Here is a 15256-nt window from a genome sequence, read left to right as displayed (position 1 = left end):
CCGGTACGGGCGCCGCCGTGGGCGCCGGCGGGTCCCGGCGTCGGCAGGGACATCGGCGAGCGCGGGTGCGACGAGGGCATGGTGACCATCCTGCCGCCGGGGCCCCGCACGCCGCCTGCTGGCCGCCCGCTGGCCCCCCGCTGCCCGTCCGCCGCCCGACGGCCACCGCGGCCGCCCCTGCTCCCGCTCCCCAGCGTGAGCTACGGTCGCTCGCTGTGACCAGGGGGGCGGACGCGACCGGAGGAGCGCGGTGATCGAGGGCGCGGTGAGCGGGTCGGAGCTGACCATCACCGCCGCGGGTGACCTCGACCTCGCCGAGCGCGCGCAGTTCCCCCCGCTGGTGGCGCTGGCGGAGGCGGACGGCGTCGACCGCGTCGTCGTCGACCTGTGCGGCGTCGGCTTCGTCGACTCCTCGGGCGCCTCCTTCCTGGTGCAGCTGGCCGCCCGGGTGCGCCGCGCCGGCGGACGGGCGGTGCTGCGGGGCGCGGACGACGGGGTGCTGTACGTCCTGCGGGTGTGCGGCACCCTGGCCGCCTTCGACGTCGACGCGACCCACCGGTGCCCGCCCACCTCGGGCCGCGGGCCCTGGCGGGTGGACCGCGGATGACGGCTGTCTGCCCTCGGGGTGACGCTCCCGACACCCTCTGCCACGGGGGGCGGCTCACCCCGTATGGTCCGGGGGTCCGACGGCGTCCAGCAGCGGCGTCGGAGGAAGACCGCAGGCGGGGGCGGTGACTGCGCGTGGAGGGTGAGGTGCGGGTGGTAGGTGCAGGTCACGGGACCGACGGCGAGGAGCCCGGTTCCGTCCACGTCATCCTCGGGAGCCGCAAGACGCGCGTCGTCCTCACCGGTGAGGTCGACGCCGAGCTCGGGCAGGACCTGCTGGAGGCCTCGGCCGACGCGGAGTCCGCCGGTCGGCCCGTCGAGGTCGACGTGCGCAACGTGACGTTCATGGACTCCACCGGGGTCGCGTTCCTCGCGCGCCTCGCCTCGCGGAGCCCCTCGAAGCTGGTGCTGATCCGCCCGCCCGACCTCGTGCGCTTCCTGATCCAGGTCACGAGCATCAACCAGGTGCTGCGCGTGGTCGAGGAGGACCCGGGCATCGACCACACGCTGCCCGACGGCAGCGACGACGGCCCCCGCGGCGGGCCCGACCTCGTCGCCTGAGGCCAGCAGCACGACCGGTCCGACAGCAGGTCCGACAGCAGGTCCGACAGCAGGTCCGACAGCAGGTCCGACGCGAGAGGCCGGCACCCCCGCGGGGTGCCGGCCTCTCGTCCGTGCGGGGTCGCTCAGCCGTTGAGCGAGGTGCCCGCGGAGCGCAGGTGCTCGCAGGCCTCCTTGACGCGGGCGGCCATGCCGGCCTCCGCGATCTTGCCCAGGCGCGCGGGTCGTACTGCTTCTTGTTGCCGACCTCGCCGTCGATCTTCAGCACGCCGTCGTAGTTCTTCAGCATGTAGTCGACGACCGGACGCGTGTAGGCGTACTGGGTGTCGGTGTCGATGTTCATCTTGACGACGCCGAAGTCGACGGCCTGGCCGATCTCCTCGGCCGTGGAGCCGGAGCCGCCGTGGAAGACGAGCGCGAAGGGCTTGTCGCCGCCGCCGAACTCCTTCGAGACCGCGTCCTGGGCGGCCTTGAGGACCTCGGGCTTGAGCTTGACGTTGCCCGGCTTGTAGACGCCGTGCACGTTGCCGAAGGTCAGGGCGGTCAGGTAGTAGCCCTTCTCCCCGACGCCGAGGGCCTTCGCGGTGGCGATGGCGTCCTCGGGGGTGGAGTACAGCTGGTCGTTGATCTCGTTGGCGACGCCGTCCTCCTCGCCGCCGACCACGCCGACCTCGATCTCGAGGACCACCTTGGCGGCCGAGCAGCGCTCGAGCAGCTCGGTGGCGATGGAGAGGTTCTCGTCGAGCGGGACGGCCGAGCCGTCGAACATGTGCGACTGGAACAGCGGGTCGCGGCCGTTCTTGACGCGCTCCTCGCTGATGGCGAGCAGCGGGCGCACGTACTTGTCCAGCTTGTCGGCCGGGCAGTGGTCGGTGTGCAGGGCGATGTTGACGCCGTAGCCCTTGGCCACGTGGTGGGCGTACTCGGCCAGGGCCTCGGCGCCGCGCACCATGTCCTTGACGGTCGAGCCGGAGGCGTACTCGGCGCCACCGGTGGAGACCTGGATGATGCCGTCGCTGCCGGCCTCCGCGAAGCCCTGGATGGCCGCGGTGACGGTGGACGAGCTCGTGATGTTGATCGCCGGGTAGGCGAAGGAGCCGGCCTTGGCCTTCTCCAGCATCTCCGCGTAGACCTCGGGGGTCGCGATGGGCATGGGGGATCTCCTCGGTGTCGGATGCTTCAGCGCGATCCTCCCACCGCCGCGGGCCAGCGCTGACACCCCGGTCAGCCGGGCGGCGGCACCTGCCCGAACGCCCACCTCCGCAGCCAGGCGTGGACGGCGACGGCGCCGGCCGCCCCGGCGTTCAGCGACCGGGTCGAGCCGAACTGCCCGATCTCCACCAGCGCGTCGGCGGCGGCCAGCACCTGCGCCGACAGGCCCGGCCCCTCCGAGCCGACGACCAGCGCGCACCGGGCCGGCAGGTCCGCCGTCTCCAGCGGCACCGCGCCGGGGGCGTTGTCGAGGCCCACGAGGGCCAGGCCGCGCTCGCCCACCCAGGCCAGCAGCGCGGCGGCGTCGGCGTGGTGGTGCACCGGCAGGTACCGGTCGGTGGCCATGGCGCCGCGGCGGTTCCACCGGCGGTCGGCGACGACGTGGAAGCCGTCGGCGTTCGCGGCGTTGGCGGTGCGCGCCACCGAGCCGACGTTCATGTCGTGCTGGAAGCCCTCCACCACGACGTGCAGCTCGGTGCCGGGTCGCTCGCGGAGGCGGCGCTCGGCGAGGTCGGCGCGGATGGCCGCCTCGGTCCAGTACCGGTAGCGGTCGACCACGTTGCGGCGGTCGCCGGCGGCCAGCAGCTCGGGGTCGAGCCGGTCGTCGGCGGGCGCCGGCCCGCCCCGCTCGGCCTCCCACGGGCCGACGCCGACCACCCGCGCGCCGTCGTCGTCCACCGGGACACCCTGCCCGATGACGGGTCCGTGACGGCGGGGCGAGGGGTCGCTGGACGTCCACAGCAGGCGCACAGCGCGCTCCCCGGGACGGCGCCGGCGGGCCGCCGACAGTCGTCGCAAGTCGTCACCGCGGTGTGCGGGGCGCAGGACGGTGGGGAGTCGCGACATGGGCCGCAGGGGTCTGCGCACGTACGAGGGGCGCGTGCTGGCGAGGCAGGACGAGGACCTCGACGACCAGGGCGCCGGTTTCGACATCGGCACGCTGCTGGGCCGTCGGCGCCTGCTGCAGCTCGGCGGCGCCGGCGCGGCCGCGGGCCTGCTGGCGGCCTGCGGGAGCAGCGCCACCGCGACCACCTCCGCGGCGACCGCGACGGCGTCCGCGACGTCCTCGTCGGGCCTGGCCGAGATCCCCGACGAGACCGCCGGCCCCTACCCCGGTGACGGCTCCAACGGCCCGGACGCGCTGGAGGAGAGCGGCATCGTCAGGTCGGACATCCGGTCCAGCTTCGGCACCTCGACCACGACGGCCGAGGGCGTGCCCATGACCCTGCAGCTGAGCGTCTTCGACCTCGCGGACGGGGGCGCGGCCTACGAGGGCGCTGCCGTGTACGCGTGGCACTGCAACCGCGACGGCGAGTACTCGATGTACAGCGAGGGCATCACGCAGGAGAACTACCTGCGGGGCGTCCAGGTGGCCGACGCCGACGGCCTGGTCACCTTCACGAGCATCTGGCCGGCCTGCTACGACGGGCGCTGGCCGCACATCCACTTCGAGGTCTACCCCGACGTCGCCTCGATCACCGACTCCGCCAACGCGATCGCCACCTCCCAGGTGGCGATGCCGCAGGCGGCGTGCGAGGTCGTGTACGCCACCACGGGCTACGAGCAGTCGGTGACGAACCTGTCGAAGGTGTCGCTGGCCACCGACAACGTCTTCAGCGACGACCAGGGGGCCAGCCAGACCCCGACGGTCAGCGGTGACGCGACCAGCGGGTTCGTCGTCGCGCTCCCCGTGGGCGTCGACGCGACCACGCAGACGGCCACGGGCATGGGCGGGAGCGCACCCGCCGGCGGTGGCGGCACCCCTCCCGACGGCGGGACCCCTCCCAGCGGCGCGCCGGGAGCCGCCACGACGTCCTCGGCGACCTCCTGACGGCCGGAGGGGGCCGGGGCCGCCGGCCGGGTCGCCCGCTCGTCCACCCGGCCCCGGAGGGCCGCCGCCCGTAGTGTGGCCGTGTGATCGAGCGGGCGACCCCGACGGCGTGGCTGACCGACATGGACGGCGTCCTGGTGCACGAGGGGCACGCCATCCCCGGCGCCGCGGACTTCCTCGCGCGCCTGCAGCAGCTGGACCGCCCGTTCCTGGTGCTGACGAACAACTCGATCTACACCCCGCGCGACCTGCGCGCGCGGCTCCACGCCTCCGGTCTCGACGTCCCGGAGGAGGCCATCTGGACCTCGGCGCTGGCCACGGCGCAGTTCCTGGCCGAGCAGAACCCGGGCGGGTCGGCGTACGTCATCGGCGAGGCCGGCCTGACCACGGCGCTGCACGAGGCGGGCTACACGCTCACCGAGACCGCGCCCGACTACGTCGTCCTCGGCGAGACCCGCACCTACTCGTTCTCGGCCATCACCCGCGCGGTGCGCCTCATCGAGGCCGGGGCGCGCTTCATCGCCACGAACCCCGACGCCTCCGGCCCCTCCCTGGAGGGCAAGCTGCCGGCCACGGGCGCCGTCGCCGCGATGATCACCAAGATCACCGGGCGCGAGCCGTACTACGTGGGCAAGCCGAACCCGATGATGTTCCGCTCGGCTCTGAACACCATCGACGCGCACTCCGAGTCGACCGTGATGATCGGCGACCGGATGGACACCGACGTCGTGGCCGGCATCGAGGCGGGGCTCGAGACGATCCTCGTGCTCACCGGCTCGACGGCGCGGGCCGACGTCGAGAGGTACCCGTTCCGCCCCCACCGAATCCTGGACTCGATCGCCGACGTCGTCGACCTCGTCTGAGGCCGGGAGCGTGCCCGACCTCGCAGAGCTGTCGGCGGGGGCCCTCTACGCCCTGGTGTGGGGGCTGGTCTTCGTCGAGTCCGGGATCCTCATCGCGTTCTGGATGCCGGGCGACACCGTGCTGTTCACGGCGGGGCTCGTGGCGCAGGCCTCCCCCGGGGTCGACCTCGTGCTGCTGTCGGCGGGCACCGCGGTCGCGGCGACGGCGGGCAACGCCGTCGGGTACTGGACGGGGGCGCGCTACGGCCGGCCCTGGCTGGAGAAGCGGCCCCCCAAGGTGCTGCAGCACCTGGCGCGGGCCGAGCGGTTCTACGAGCGGTTCGGGCCGGTGGCCCTGGTGGTGGCGAGGTTCATCCCCTGGGCGCGCACCTTCGTGCCGGTGCTGGCCGGGGTCTCGCGGATGCGGTACTCGCAGTTCCTGCTCGCGACCGTGACGGGTGCGCTGGTGTGGGGCTCGGGGCTGATCGTGCTCGGCTACTACGCCGCCACCGTGCCGTGGCTCAAGACGGCGGCGTACGTCGTGGCCGGCACCGCCGTCGCGATGTCCGTGGTGGTGCCGGTGGTCGCCGCCGTGCGGCGCCGGCTCGCCGCCCGCGCGGGGGCGGACGGCGGTCCGGAGGCTTCGAGGAGCTCCCCTCAGAGCCCGAGCTCGGAGACCGAGTAGGCCGCCAGGTAGGGCAGGCCCTCGGCCTCGACGACCTCCTTGGCGCCGGTGGCGCGGTCGAGGATGACGGCGACCGCCACCACCTCGGCGCCGGCCTCGCGCAGCGCCTTCACCGCGGTGAGCACCGAGCCGCCGGTGGTGGAGGTGTCCTCCACCGCCACCACGCGGCGGCCCGCGACGTCGGGGCCCTCCACGCGGCGCTGCAGCCCGTGGGCCTTGGCCTCCTTGCGGACCACGAACGCGTCCAGCGGCTGGCCGCCGGACGCCGCGGACGCGTGCAGCAGGGAGCACGCGACCGGGTCGGCGCCCATCGTCAGGCCGCCGACGGCGTCCACGCCCTCGAGCCCGCCGGGCAGCCCGGCCTCGAGCAGGTCGAGCAGGACCTCGCCGACGAGCGGCGCGGCCTCGTGGTGCAGCGTCACCCGGCGCAGGTCGACGTAGTAGTCGGCCTCGGCGCCCGAGGACAGCGTCACGCGGCCGCGGACGACGGCGAGCTCGCCGACCAGCTCCAGCAGGCGGGCGCGGGCGTCGGGGGCCCCGGGGGTGCGGGGGCTGGTGGGCGAGGGGTCCGAGGCGGTGGTCACGGCCACCGAGGCTAGTGAGCAGCGGCGGGACGGGACCCACCAGCACCGCCCGGATGCCGTGACGAATCTCCTACAACGTGAGAAACTCCACAGGAGCACCTCGCTCCCCCCTCCTCCACGGCGCCTGCTGACCAGTGCCCGCTGCCTCCGCCTGCCCGCCCCCTCTCCGCCGCCTGCCTGACGCACGCACGAAGGACCATGACGACTGAGACCGTCGCGCCCGAGCGCGACTTCACCGCCCTGCCCCTCCGACGCCGCGCCTCCTGGGTCGTCCTCCTGGGCTCCCTCGCCGCCCTGGGCGCGTTCACGATCGACCTCTACCTCCCGGCCTTCCCCGAGCTGGAGACCGAGCTCGGCGCCTCGACCTCGGCGGTGCAGCTCACGCTGACCGGCACGATGGTCGGCGTCGCCCTCGGCATGCTGCTGGTGGGCCCGCTGTCCGACGCCGTCGGGCGCCGCAGGCCGCTGCTGGTGGGGCTCGGCGTGCACGTCGTCGCGTCCCTGCTCTGCGCGCTCGCCCCGACCATCGAGGTCCTCACCGCGCTGCGGGTCCTGCAGGGCCTGGGCACCTCCTCCGCCGCCGTCATCGCCCTGGCCGTGGTGCGCGACAAGTTCGACGGGCGCGGCGCCGCGCGCCTCCAGGCCCGCCTGATGGTGATCGTCGGCGTCTCGCCGCTGTTCGCGCCGTCGATCGGCGGGGTCCTGCTGGAGCTCTTCCACTGGCGCGGGCTGTTCGTGGCGCTGGCGCTGCTGTCCGGCGCCCTCGCCGTCGCCGTCGCCGTCCTGCTCCCCGAGACCGTCCCGGCCCACCACCGCCGCCGGTTCGCCCTGCGCCCGGCGCTGCGCGGGTACGCCGGGCTCCTGCGCGACCCGGCCCTGATCGGGCTGGTGCTCGTCGCCGGCCTGTCGATGTCGGCGATCTTCGGGTACGTCGCCCAGTCGTCGTTCGCGTTCCAGCAGCAGTACGGGCTGAGCGCCGCCGCGTTCGGCGTCGCCTTCGCCACCGGCGGCGCGATGCTCGTGGCGGGCACCCAGGTCAACGGCTCGCTGGTCCACCGGTTCTCCTCCCAGGGCCTCCTGGTCACCGGGCTGGTCTGCGGCGCCTCCAGCGGCGTGCTGCTGCTCCTGGCCGCGGTCACCGGGCTCGGCGGCATGCTGGGCCTGCTCGTCCCGCTGTGGATGACGATGTTCTGCGTCGGCCTCGTGATGCCCAACAACCCCGTGCTGGCCCTCGAGCGCCACGCCACGGCGGCGGGCGCCACCGCTGCGCTGCTCGGCGCCTCGCAGCACGGCGTGGCGGCGATGGCCGCGCCGCTGGGCGGGGCGATGCCGTTCCCGCCGGCCACCTCGATGGCCGTGATCATGAGCGGCGCGCTGCTCGCGGCGCTGCTGGTCTACGCGCTCTTCACGCGCCGCACCCTCGCCCGGCCGCCCGTGCTGCACGGCGAGGAGGCCCGCACCGCCGCGCTGCGCGAGGCCGAGCGGGCCCGGGCGGTGGAGGCCGAGGCCGAGCTGCTGGCCGCCGCCGGCACCGACGACCCGGAGGGCGCACCCCGCTCGACGGCGTCCGGGCCGGTGCCGAGCACCTGCTCCCACCCCTGAGCCCGCGAGCCCCTCGTCGTCGGCCCCCGGGCCGACGACGAGAGGCCGTCGGCGCCGTCCAGTAGCGTCGAGCACGTGCGGATCGCCACCTGGAACGTCAACTCCGTGCGCGCCCGGGTCGACCGGGCCGTGGCCTGGCTGCAGCGCAGCGACGTCGACGTGGTGGCGCTGCAGGAGACCAAGTGCAAGGACGCCCAGTTCCCCTACGAGGCGTTCCGCGAGGCGGGCTACGAGGTGGCCCACGCGGGCCTGAGCCAGTGGAACGGCGTCGCCGTCCTCTCGCGGGTGGGGCTGGAGGACGTCGAGGTCGGCTTCCCGGGGCAGCCGGGCTGGTCGTCGTCGGCGGAGGTCGAGCCGGCGCCCGAGGCCCGCGCGGTCGGCGCCACCTGCGGCGGCGTGTGGGTGTGGAGCCTCTACGTGCCCAACGGCCGCTCCCTGGAGGACCCGCACCTCACCTACAAGCTGGAGTGGCTCGCGGCGCTGCGCGAGCACGGCGCCGGCCTCCTCGCCGCCGACCCGGAGGCGCAGGTCGCCCTCTGCGGTGACTGGAACGTCGCCCCGACCGACGACGACGTGTGGGACGTCGCGGCGTTCGAGGGGTCCACCCACGTCTCGGCGCCCGAGCGGGCCGCGTTCGAGGCGGTGGTCGACGCGGGCTTCGCCGACGTCGTGCGGCCCCACGCCCCCGGCCCGGGCGTCTACACCTACTGGGACTACAAGCAGCTGCGCTTCCCGCGCCGCGAGGGCATGCGCATCGACTTCGCGCTGTGCTCACCGGCGCTGGCGCGCCGGGTCGAGGGCGCCTTCGTCGACCGCGAGGAGCGCAAGGGCAAGGGCGCCTCCGACCACGCGCCCGTCGTCGTCGACCTGCGCTGACGCGGCGCGGAGGCTCCCGTGGACGGTCGGTCGGTCCGTCGTCACCCCGCCGGGGGCCCTCGGCGCCCCGCTCGGGCCGTCGACCTCGCAGGGTCCCCGCGGCGCCTCGGCGGTGAACGCCCCGGGCGCCGCGGACAGCGCGGTCCGCTGGCGGGAGCGCTGGCGGCGGCCTCCGGGGAGGTCGCCGGGGAGGTCGCCGGGGAGGTCGCTGAGACCCCGGGACCCCGGCCCGGCGCGCGGGAGCCCGACGGCTGGGTGCTCGCCGACGACGGCGCCGCCCTGGCCGCCTGGGTGCACGAGCCGGCGCGACCGCCCCAGCCGCGGTGGCGCGACCGCGTCCGCGGCAGGACGCCCGCCCCGCCGACGGTCGTGCTCGTGCACGGGTGGACCCTCGCCGCCGTCGTCTGGGACCGGGTGCTGGGCGAGCTGGTCCAGCGCCGCCCGGACGTGCGGGTGGTCCGCTACGACCAGCGCGGCCACGGCTCCTCCGCCGCCCGCGGGCCGCTCTCGCCGCTCGGCCCCCGCGGCGGGTCGGTGGCCTCGATCCGGCGGCTCGGGGACGACCTCGCCTCCGTCGTCGACACCTGCGCCCCCGAGGGGCCGCTGGTGCTCGTCGGCCACTCGATGGGCGGGATGGCGCTGCTCTCCGCGAGCGCCCGGGCGCCGGGCCTGCTGGACGCCCGCACCCGCGGGCTCCTGCTGGTGAGCACGTCGGCCGGTGGGCTGTCGGCGGCGGGCCGCCCCCTCGCGCCGCTGATGTCCGCGCTGGCCCGGCTCCCCCAGGACCTGCTCGTGCCCCGCGCGCCGCGGCTGCTGGCGCAGCGGGCCAACTACGGCCCCGGGGTCGACCCGCGCCTGGTCGGCGACACGATGCGGGCGATGGGGCGGGTCTCGGGGCGGACGACGGGTGAGTGGTTCGCGGCGCTCATGGCGCACGACGAGAGCGCAGTGCTCCCGCACCTGGCGGCGTCGGGCGTGCCGGTGTCCGTGCTGGTGGGAGACCACGACCGCCTGACACCGCCCGCGCACGCCCGCGCCCTCGCCGAGGCGGTGCCGCAGGCGCGGCTGCGCGTGGTCGGGGGGACCGGCCACATGATGATCGTGGAGCGTCCTGACGCCGTGGCCGACGCCGTGTCGGCGCTGCTGGAGCAGCCGACCGGGGAGCGTCGCGCGCAGGTCGCCGCACCCTGAGCACCCGGGTGCTCCTGTCACCCGTCAGGGTGACAGGGACACCGCGCGGCCCGGTCGGAGGGTCATCGTGTCTCTCATGATCACTCCTCCGCCGCGCCCCCGGCCGGTCGCCCTCGCCGTCAGGCTCGTCGTCGCCGTGGCGTCGGTCGCCCTCCTCGAGGCCCTCCTCATCGTGCTCGACGCGGGTGGCGCTCGCTCCCGGGCGATCACGGCCACCGGCGCCGACCCGCAGCTCACCGAGACGCTCACCACGATCGCTGTCGTGGCCGGTGTCGTCGGCGCCCTCGTCGGGGCCGCCCTCTGGCTCGTCTTCGGCCTCCTGGCGGGGCGCGGCCACGGCTGGGCCCGCATCGTGGTCACCGCGTTCGCCGGCCTCGCCGCGTTCTCGAGCCTCACGTCCCTGACCGACGGCTCGCTCCTCGCCGTGACCGCCGCGCTGCGCCTGGTGCTGGCCGTCGCCGTCATCGTGCTGCTCTTCCGGCCCGAGTCCAACCGCTGGTACGCCCAGGTGAAGGCGGCCCGCCGGCCGGCAGCGGCCCCGGTGCCCACCGGGTGCCCGCCGGTCGCCTGACCCGCGCCGCGCGGCTCCCCGCCCGGGGGCCGCGCGTGCGACAGGCCCGGCCCGCGCCACCGACCAGACCCCGGAGGTCCCCCGTGTCCCAGCCGCCGACCGGCTGCGGCGACGACAGCTCGCTGCAGCACCCGCCCCCCACGGAGACCACGGCGGTGCTCGCCCTGGTCTTCGCCTTCGTCTTCGCGCCGCTCGGCATCGTCTTCGGCGTCATCGCGCGCCGGAGCGTCCGGCAGAACGGCACCCAGGGCCACGAGCTCGCCACGGCGGGCCTGTGGATCAGCGTCGTGATCACCGCGCTGGCGGTGGTGGCCTTCGTGGCACTGGTCGTGGTGCCGTTCGTGTCGCTGCTGCTCTTCGTGGCCGTGGCCGGGTCGACGGCGCCGTGACCCGCCGCGCGCACGCCCTCACCGCCGGGGCGGTCGCGGCGGCCGTCCTGGTCGGCGCGTCGCTGGCCGGCTGCGGCGGACCGCAGGCCGGGAGCGACCCCGCGCCCAGCACCACCGCCCCCGCGAGCTCGCCGTCCACCTCGACGTCCAGCCCTCCGGACGCCTCGCCGACCAGCGCGGGGACGACCGACGCGAGCGCCTGCGCCGGGTTCGGCGAGGCGGGCGTCGAGGAGCGCCTCACCGAGGTCCACGACGACGAGGCCGCCTCGCAGGCGCTCGTCGACGAGTACGCGGGCGCCCCCCGGTTCCAGGAGGGCCTGGAGCAGACCCTGGAGCTGCTGCGCTCCTCGGGCGGGGAGCTCGAGGGCGACTTCCTCGCGCAGGCCTGCGGCAGCTGACCGCGCACGCAGCCGGAGGGCCCGACCGCGGTGTGCGGTCGGGCCCTCCTCGTCGTGCGCCGGTCCGGCCTCAGGCCGGGGGCAGGGCCCTCGCGCCTCCGGCGCCGAGCTCCGGCGCCCCGACGCCGTCCGGGCGGTCCGGGCCGTCCGCGGCGCCCTCCGGCGTCCCCGAGGCGCGCCCGTCGACGTGCTCGCCGGGCTCGAGGCGGCGCACCACGAGGGCGCTGCGGCCCGCGGTCCCGCCGATGGGCTCCGCGGAGCGGTCGACGAGCACGGCGTCGCCGTCCTGCACGCGGCCGGCCAGCAGCTCCTTGGCCAGGGCGTCGCCGATCTCCCGCTGCACGAGGCGGCGCAGGGGCCGCGCGCCGTAGGCCGGGTCCCACCCCTCCAGGGAGAGGAAGTCGCGCGCGGCGGGCGTGACGTGCAGCACCAGGCGGCGGTCGGCCAGGCGCCGCGCGAGCGCGTCGACGTGGAGGTCGACGATCCGCGCCAGCTGCTCGGGGCTGAGCGCCTCGAAGAGCACCACCTCGTCGAGGCGGTTGAGGAACTCCGGCTTGAACGCGGCGCGCACCGCGGCCATGACGCCCTCGCGCTGGACGTCGCGCGACAGGCCCGGGTCGACGAGGAACTGGCTGCCCAGGTTCGAGGTCAGCACCAGGATCGTGCTGCGGAAGTCCACGGTGCGGCCCTGTCCGTCGGTCAGGCGGCCGTCGTCGAGGACCTGCAGGAGGACGTCGAAGACCTCCGGGTGGGCCTTCTCGACCTCGTCGAGCAGCACCACGCTGTAGGGGCGGCGCCGCACGGCCTCGGTGAGCTGGCCGCCCGACTCGTAGCCGACGTACCCGGGGGGCGCGCCGACCAGGCGGGCCACCGAGTGCTTCTCGCCGTACTCCGACATGTCGATGCGGACCATGGCCCGCTCGTCGTCGAAGAGGAAGTCGGCCAGGGCCTTGGCCAGCTCGGTCTTGCCGACGCCGGTCGGGCCGAGGAACAGGAACGAGCCGGTCGGCCGGTCGGGGTCGGAGATGCCGGCGCGGGCGCGGCGCACCGCGTCGGAGACGGCGCCCACGGCCTCGGACTGCCCGACGAGGCGCTCGCCGAGCACCTCCTCCATGCGCAGCAGCTTGGCGGTCTCGCCCTCCAGGAGGCGGCCCACCGGGATGCCCGTCCACGCGGCGACGACGGCGGCGATGTCGTCGGGGCCGACCCTCTCGCCCACCAGGGGCTCGCTGGCGCCGCCGCGGTCCTCGGCGGCCTGGGCCTCGGCGAGCTCGCGCTCCAGCGAGGGGATCTCCTCGTACTGGATGCGGGAGGCGGCGGCGTAGTCGACGTCGCGGTAGGCCCGCTCGAAGCGGGAGCGCGCGTCGTCGAGCTGCTGCTTCAGCTCGCCGACGCGGTTCAGGCCGGCCTTCTGCGCCTCCCAGCGGGCGGTGAGGGTGGCCAGCTGCTCGGTGCGGTCGGCCAGGTCGGCGCGCAGCCGCTCCAGCCTGTCGAGCGAGGCCGGGTCGGACTCGGCCGCCAGCGCCATCTCCTCCATGCGGAGGCGGTCGGTGGAGCGGCGCAGCGCGTCGATCTCCTCCGGGGAGGAGTCGATCTCCATGCGCAGGCGGGAGGCGGCCTCGTCGACGAGGTCGATGGCCTTGTCGGGCAGCTGGCGGCCGGTGATGTACCGGTCCGACAGCGTGGCGGCGGCCACCAGCGCGGCGTCGGTGATCTCGACGCCGTGGTGGGCCTCGTAGCGCTCGTTCAGGCCGCGCAGGATGGCCACGGTGTCGGGCACGCTCGGCTCGCCCACGAAGACCTGCTGGAAGCGCCGCTCGAGGGCGGCGTCCTTCTCGATCCGCTCGCGGTACTCCGACAGCGTGGTGGCGCCCACCAGCCGCAGCTCGCCGCGGGCGAGCATCGGCTTGAGCATGTTGCCGGCGTCGAGGCCGCCCTCGCCGCCGGAGGCACCGGCGCCGACGACGGTGTGGAGCTCGTCGATGAAGGTGATGACCTCGCCGTCGGAGCCGCGGATCTCGTCGAGGACGGACTTCAGCCGCTCCTCGAACTCACCGCGGTACTTGGCACCGGCGAGCATGGCGCCGAGGTCGAGGCTGATGAGGCGGCGCCCGCGCAGCGACTCCGGGACGTCGCCGTCGACGATGCGCTGGGCGAGGCCCTCGACCACGGCGGTCTTGCCGACGCCGGGCTCGCCGATGAGCACGGGGTTGTTCTTGGTGCGGCGGGCGAGCACCTGCACCACGCGGCGGATCTCGGCGTCGCGGCCGATGACCGGGTCGATCTTGCCGTCGCGGGCGCGGGCGGTGAGGTCGACGCCGTACTGCTCGAGGGCCTTGAACGTGCCCTCGGGGTCGGCGCTGGTGACCTGGGCGCCGCCGCGGACGCCGGGCAGCGCCTCGATGAGCGCGTCACGGGTGGCACCGGCGCGCGAGAGCAGCGGGGCGACCGACTCGGGGCCCTCGGTGCTGGCCAGGCCGACGAGCAGGTGGTCGGCGGAGACGAAGGAGTCTCCGTGGGCCTCGCTGGCGGTGCGCGCGGCGGTCAGCGCCTGCAGCGCGGGCCGGGAGAGCTGGGGCGTGGCGACGGTGGCGCCGGACGCCGAGGGCAGGGCGGTGAGCTGGGTGCGCAGCTGCTCCCGCACGCGGGTGACCGCGTCGGGCGAGGTGGCGGCGGCCAGCAGGGCGGCGGCGACGCCGTCCTGCTCCAGCAGGGCGAGGGCCAGGTGGGCCGGCAGCACGTGCGCGTGACCGGCCTCGACGGCGCGCGACGCGGCGCTCGCCAGGGCCTCCTGGCTCTTGGTGGTGAGCTTCAGCTCCAAGCGGGACCTCCGGGGGTGGTGCGGAACGGGTTGAGCCTATGAGACTCAACCTCGACCGCACCACCCCTGTTCCCGTCAGGAGGTGGGACCGAAGCTGCTCTCGACGTCGGCGACCTCGAGCTCGGCCGTGGCTGCGATCAGGTCGAGCAGCTCGGTGTCGACGCCGGGGGCGTACTCCTCGAAGCGCGGCGGCGCGACGGTGATCGGCTCGCCGTCGGTGGGCGCCTGGGCGGGCACCGACAGGTCGGTGCCGTCGTTGGACGGCGAGGGGCCGCGCAGGATCTTGCTGGCCTCGCTGAGCCCGGTGAGGTCGAAGGTGTAGTTGACGCTCTGCAGGCCCTTGTCGACCAGCGCCTTCACCTCGGGGAACCGCTCGGCGTTCGTCTTGGGGATCGGCAGGGTCTTCTTCCAGTCGACCCCGAGCGTCTCCAGCGCCTTCGCGTACGCGTTCTCGTGGGCCTGGTCGCGGACGATCAGGTAGGCGATGGTCGAGCGGGCCGTGGCGTTGTCCGTCATCTCGTAGATGCGGCTCTTCTGCAGGCGCCCCGTCGACTCGAGCATGAGGTTGTACAGCAGGTCGAGCACGAGGTTGCCCGAGTTGTAGACGTAGCTGCCGCTCCACGGGTTGCCCGCGGAGTCGACGGGCAGCGCCCCCTGGGCCCCCACGAGGTAGTGGTGGATGTTGCCCTCGGTCAGCGCGCTGGCCAGGGGCGTCGCCCCGCCGGCGCCGGGGACGTCGAGGTCGTCGGACTGCTTGCCCTGGTAGCGGGGCGAGCCGTCGGTGAGGCGGGCGATCGTCGTCCCGATCAGCTCGACGTGGCTGATCTCCTCGGTGCCGATGCCCTGCATCAGGTCCTTGTAGGGCTTCGCGCGCGGGTCGCCGCGGAAGTTCATCGACTGGAACAGGTACTGCATCATCGTGCGCATCTCGCCGAACTGGCCGCCGAGGCCCTCCTGGAGGGCGTTCGCGGCCGCGGGGTCCGGCTCGTCCTGGGCGATCTCGTGGATGAGCTGCTGGACGTGGAGGTACACGGGTTCTCCCCTGCGGTGGAGCGCTGCCGGCACGTGGTCTCGACCGGCGGTGGTC

At 75.1% G+C, this 15256-nt stretch carries 15 protein-coding genes and 1 pseudogene; 11 read left to right on the top strand and 5 right to left on the bottom strand.

What is annotated here, in order from left to right; translation table 11 throughout:
- Positions 1 to 250: 250 nt before the first annotated feature.
- Together F1641_RS17320 and F1641_RS17315 are read left to right on the top strand one after the other, a co-directional pair.
- Positions 251 to 607 (top strand): STAS domain-containing protein, encoded by a 357-nt coding sequence (locus tag F1641_RS17320; protein ID WP_194907547.1) that lies wholly within the window; start codon positions 251 to 253, stop codon positions 605 to 607.
- A 152-nt stretch (positions 608 to 759) separates the two neighbouring features.
- Positions 760 to 1167: an STAS domain-containing protein gene (locus F1641_RS17315; protein WP_206691351.1), complete on the top strand. Its 408-nt coding sequence runs from the start codon at positions 760 to 762 to the stop codon at positions 1165 to 1167.
- A gap of 125 nt (positions 1168 to 1292) precedes the next feature.
- Here the strand turns inward: F1641_RS17315 and fbaA are convergent.
- Together fbaA and F1641_RS17305 are read right to left on the bottom strand one after the other, a co-directional pair.
- A pseudogene (gene fbaA / locus F1641_RS17310) lies at positions 1293 to 2320 on the bottom strand (class II fructose-bisphosphate aldolase).
- A gap of 71 nt (positions 2321 to 2391) precedes the next feature.
- Positions 2392 to 3057, bottom strand: coding sequence for a TrmH family RNA methyltransferase (locus tag F1641_RS17305; RefSeq protein WP_309225684.1), 666 nt, complete (start codon positions 3055 to 3057; stop codon positions 2392 to 2394).
- A gap of 166 nt (positions 3058 to 3223) precedes the next feature.
- On the opposite strand from F1641_RS17305, the gene F1641_RS17300 reads away from it, so the two are divergent.
- The 3 genes from F1641_RS17300 to F1641_RS17290 all read left to right on the top strand — a co-directional run bounded on the left by F1641_RS17300 (position 3224) and on the right by F1641_RS17290 (position 5737).
- On the top strand, positions 3224 to 4210 hold the full coding sequence (locus tag F1641_RS17300) for an intradiol ring-cleavage dioxygenase (protein WP_194907543.1): 987 nt from the start codon (positions 3224 to 3226) through the stop codon (positions 4208 to 4210).
- A 122-nt stretch (positions 4211 to 4332) separates the two neighbouring features.
- Positions 4333 to 5073: an HAD-IIA family hydrolase gene (locus F1641_RS17295; RefSeq protein WP_194907650.1), complete on the top strand. Its 741-nt coding sequence runs from the start codon at positions 4333 to 4335 to the stop codon at positions 5071 to 5073.
- A 10-nt stretch (positions 5074 to 5083) separates the two neighbouring features.
- Positions 5084 to 5737: a DedA family protein gene (locus tag F1641_RS17290; RefSeq protein WP_206691350.1), complete on the top strand. Its 654-nt coding sequence runs from the start codon at positions 5084 to 5086 to the stop codon at positions 5735 to 5737.
- On the opposite strand, the gene pyrE is transcribed toward F1641_RS17290, so the two are convergent.
- A complete protein-coding gene (gene pyrE / locus F1641_RS17285; protein WP_206691420.1) occupies positions 5710 to 6252 on the bottom strand; it encodes an orotate phosphoribosyltransferase in 543 nt (180 codons plus the stop codon). The genes F1641_RS17290 and pyrE overlap by 28 nt on opposite strands.
- A 267-nt stretch (positions 6253 to 6519) precedes the next feature.
- Between pyrE and F1641_RS17280 the strand changes: the two genes are divergently transcribed.
- The 6 genes from F1641_RS17280 (at position 6520) to F1641_RS17255 (ending at position 11348) form a co-directional block, all read left to right on the top strand.
- Complete coding sequence (locus tag F1641_RS17280) at positions 6520 to 7923, top strand: multidrug effflux MFS transporter (protein ID WP_194907538.1); 1404 nt, start codon at positions 6520 to 6522, stop codon at positions 7921 to 7923.
- A gap of 75 nt (positions 7924 to 7998) precedes the next feature.
- Positions 7999 to 8799, top strand: coding sequence for an exodeoxyribonuclease III (locus tag F1641_RS17275; RefSeq protein WP_194907536.1), 801 nt, complete (start codon positions 7999 to 8001; stop codon positions 8797 to 8799).
- A gap of 18 nt (positions 8800 to 8817) precedes the next feature.
- The gene (locus tag F1641_RS17270; protein ID WP_194907534.1) at positions 8818 to 9990 is read left to right on the top strand and encodes an alpha/beta fold hydrolase; all 1173 of its coding nucleotides are present in this window, start codon (positions 8818 to 8820) and stop codon (positions 9988 to 9990) included.
- A gap of 76 nt (positions 9991 to 10066) precedes the next feature.
- Positions 10067 to 10561, top strand: a complete 495-nt coding sequence (locus tag F1641_RS17265) for a hypothetical protein (protein ID WP_194907532.1) — start codon at positions 10067 to 10069, stop codon at positions 10559 to 10561.
- 83 nt (positions 10562 to 10644) lie between these two features.
- The gene (locus F1641_RS17260) at positions 10645 to 10950 is read left to right on the top strand and encodes a DUF4190 domain-containing protein (RefSeq protein WP_194907530.1); all 306 of its coding nucleotides are present in this window, start codon (positions 10645 to 10647) and stop codon (positions 10948 to 10950) included.
- The gene (locus F1641_RS17255; RefSeq protein ID WP_194907528.1) at positions 10947 to 11348 is read left to right on the top strand and encodes a hypothetical protein; all 402 of its coding nucleotides are present in this window, start codon (positions 10947 to 10949) and stop codon (positions 11346 to 11348) included. Before F1641_RS17260 ends, F1641_RS17255 begins: the two co-directional genes overlap by 4 nt.
- Positions 11349 to 11418: 70 nt before the next feature.
- Here the strand turns inward: F1641_RS17255 and clpB are convergent, their stop codons facing one another.
- Together clpB and F1641_RS17245 are read right to left on the bottom strand one after the other, a co-directional pair.
- Positions 11419 to 14169 (bottom strand): ATP-dependent chaperone ClpB, encoded by a 2751-nt coding sequence (clpB, locus tag F1641_RS17250; RefSeq protein WP_206691349.1) that lies wholly within the window; start codon positions 14167 to 14169, stop codon positions 11419 to 11421.
- A 75-nt stretch (positions 14170 to 14244) separates the two neighbouring features.
- Positions 14245 to 15201 carry a manganese catalase family protein gene (locus F1641_RS17245; RefSeq protein WP_194907526.1) on the bottom strand — a complete coding sequence of 319 codons (957 nt, stop codon included), beginning with the start codon at positions 15199 to 15201 and terminating at the stop codon, positions 14245 to 14247.
- Positions 15202 to 15256 lie beyond the last annotated feature (55 nt).

The sequence above is a fragment of the Quadrisphaera sp. INWT6 genome (genome assembly GCF_015390235.1).
Taxonomy (GTDB): domain Bacteria; phylum Actinomycetota; class Actinomycetes; order Actinomycetales; family Quadrisphaeraceae; genus Quadrisphaera.
This window is presented reverse-complemented; position numbering and strand designations above follow the sequence as displayed.

Coding starts and splice junctions, on each gene's coding strand:
- F1641_RS17300 (WP_194907543.1), top strand. CDS start 3,224: ATGGGCCGCAGGGGTCTGCGCACGTACGAGGGGCGCGTGCTGGCGAGG.
- F1641_RS17295 (WP_194907650.1), top strand. CDS start 4,333: ATGGACGGCGTCCTGGTGCACGAGGGGCACGCCATCCCCGGCGCCGCG.
- F1641_RS17280 (WP_194907538.1), top strand. CDS start 6,520: ATGACGACTGAGACCGTCGCGCCCGAGCGCGACTTCACCGCCCTGCCC.
- F1641_RS17265 (WP_194907532.1), top strand. CDS start 10,067: ATGATCACTCCTCCGCCGCGCCCCCGGCCGGTCGCCCTCGCCGTCAGG.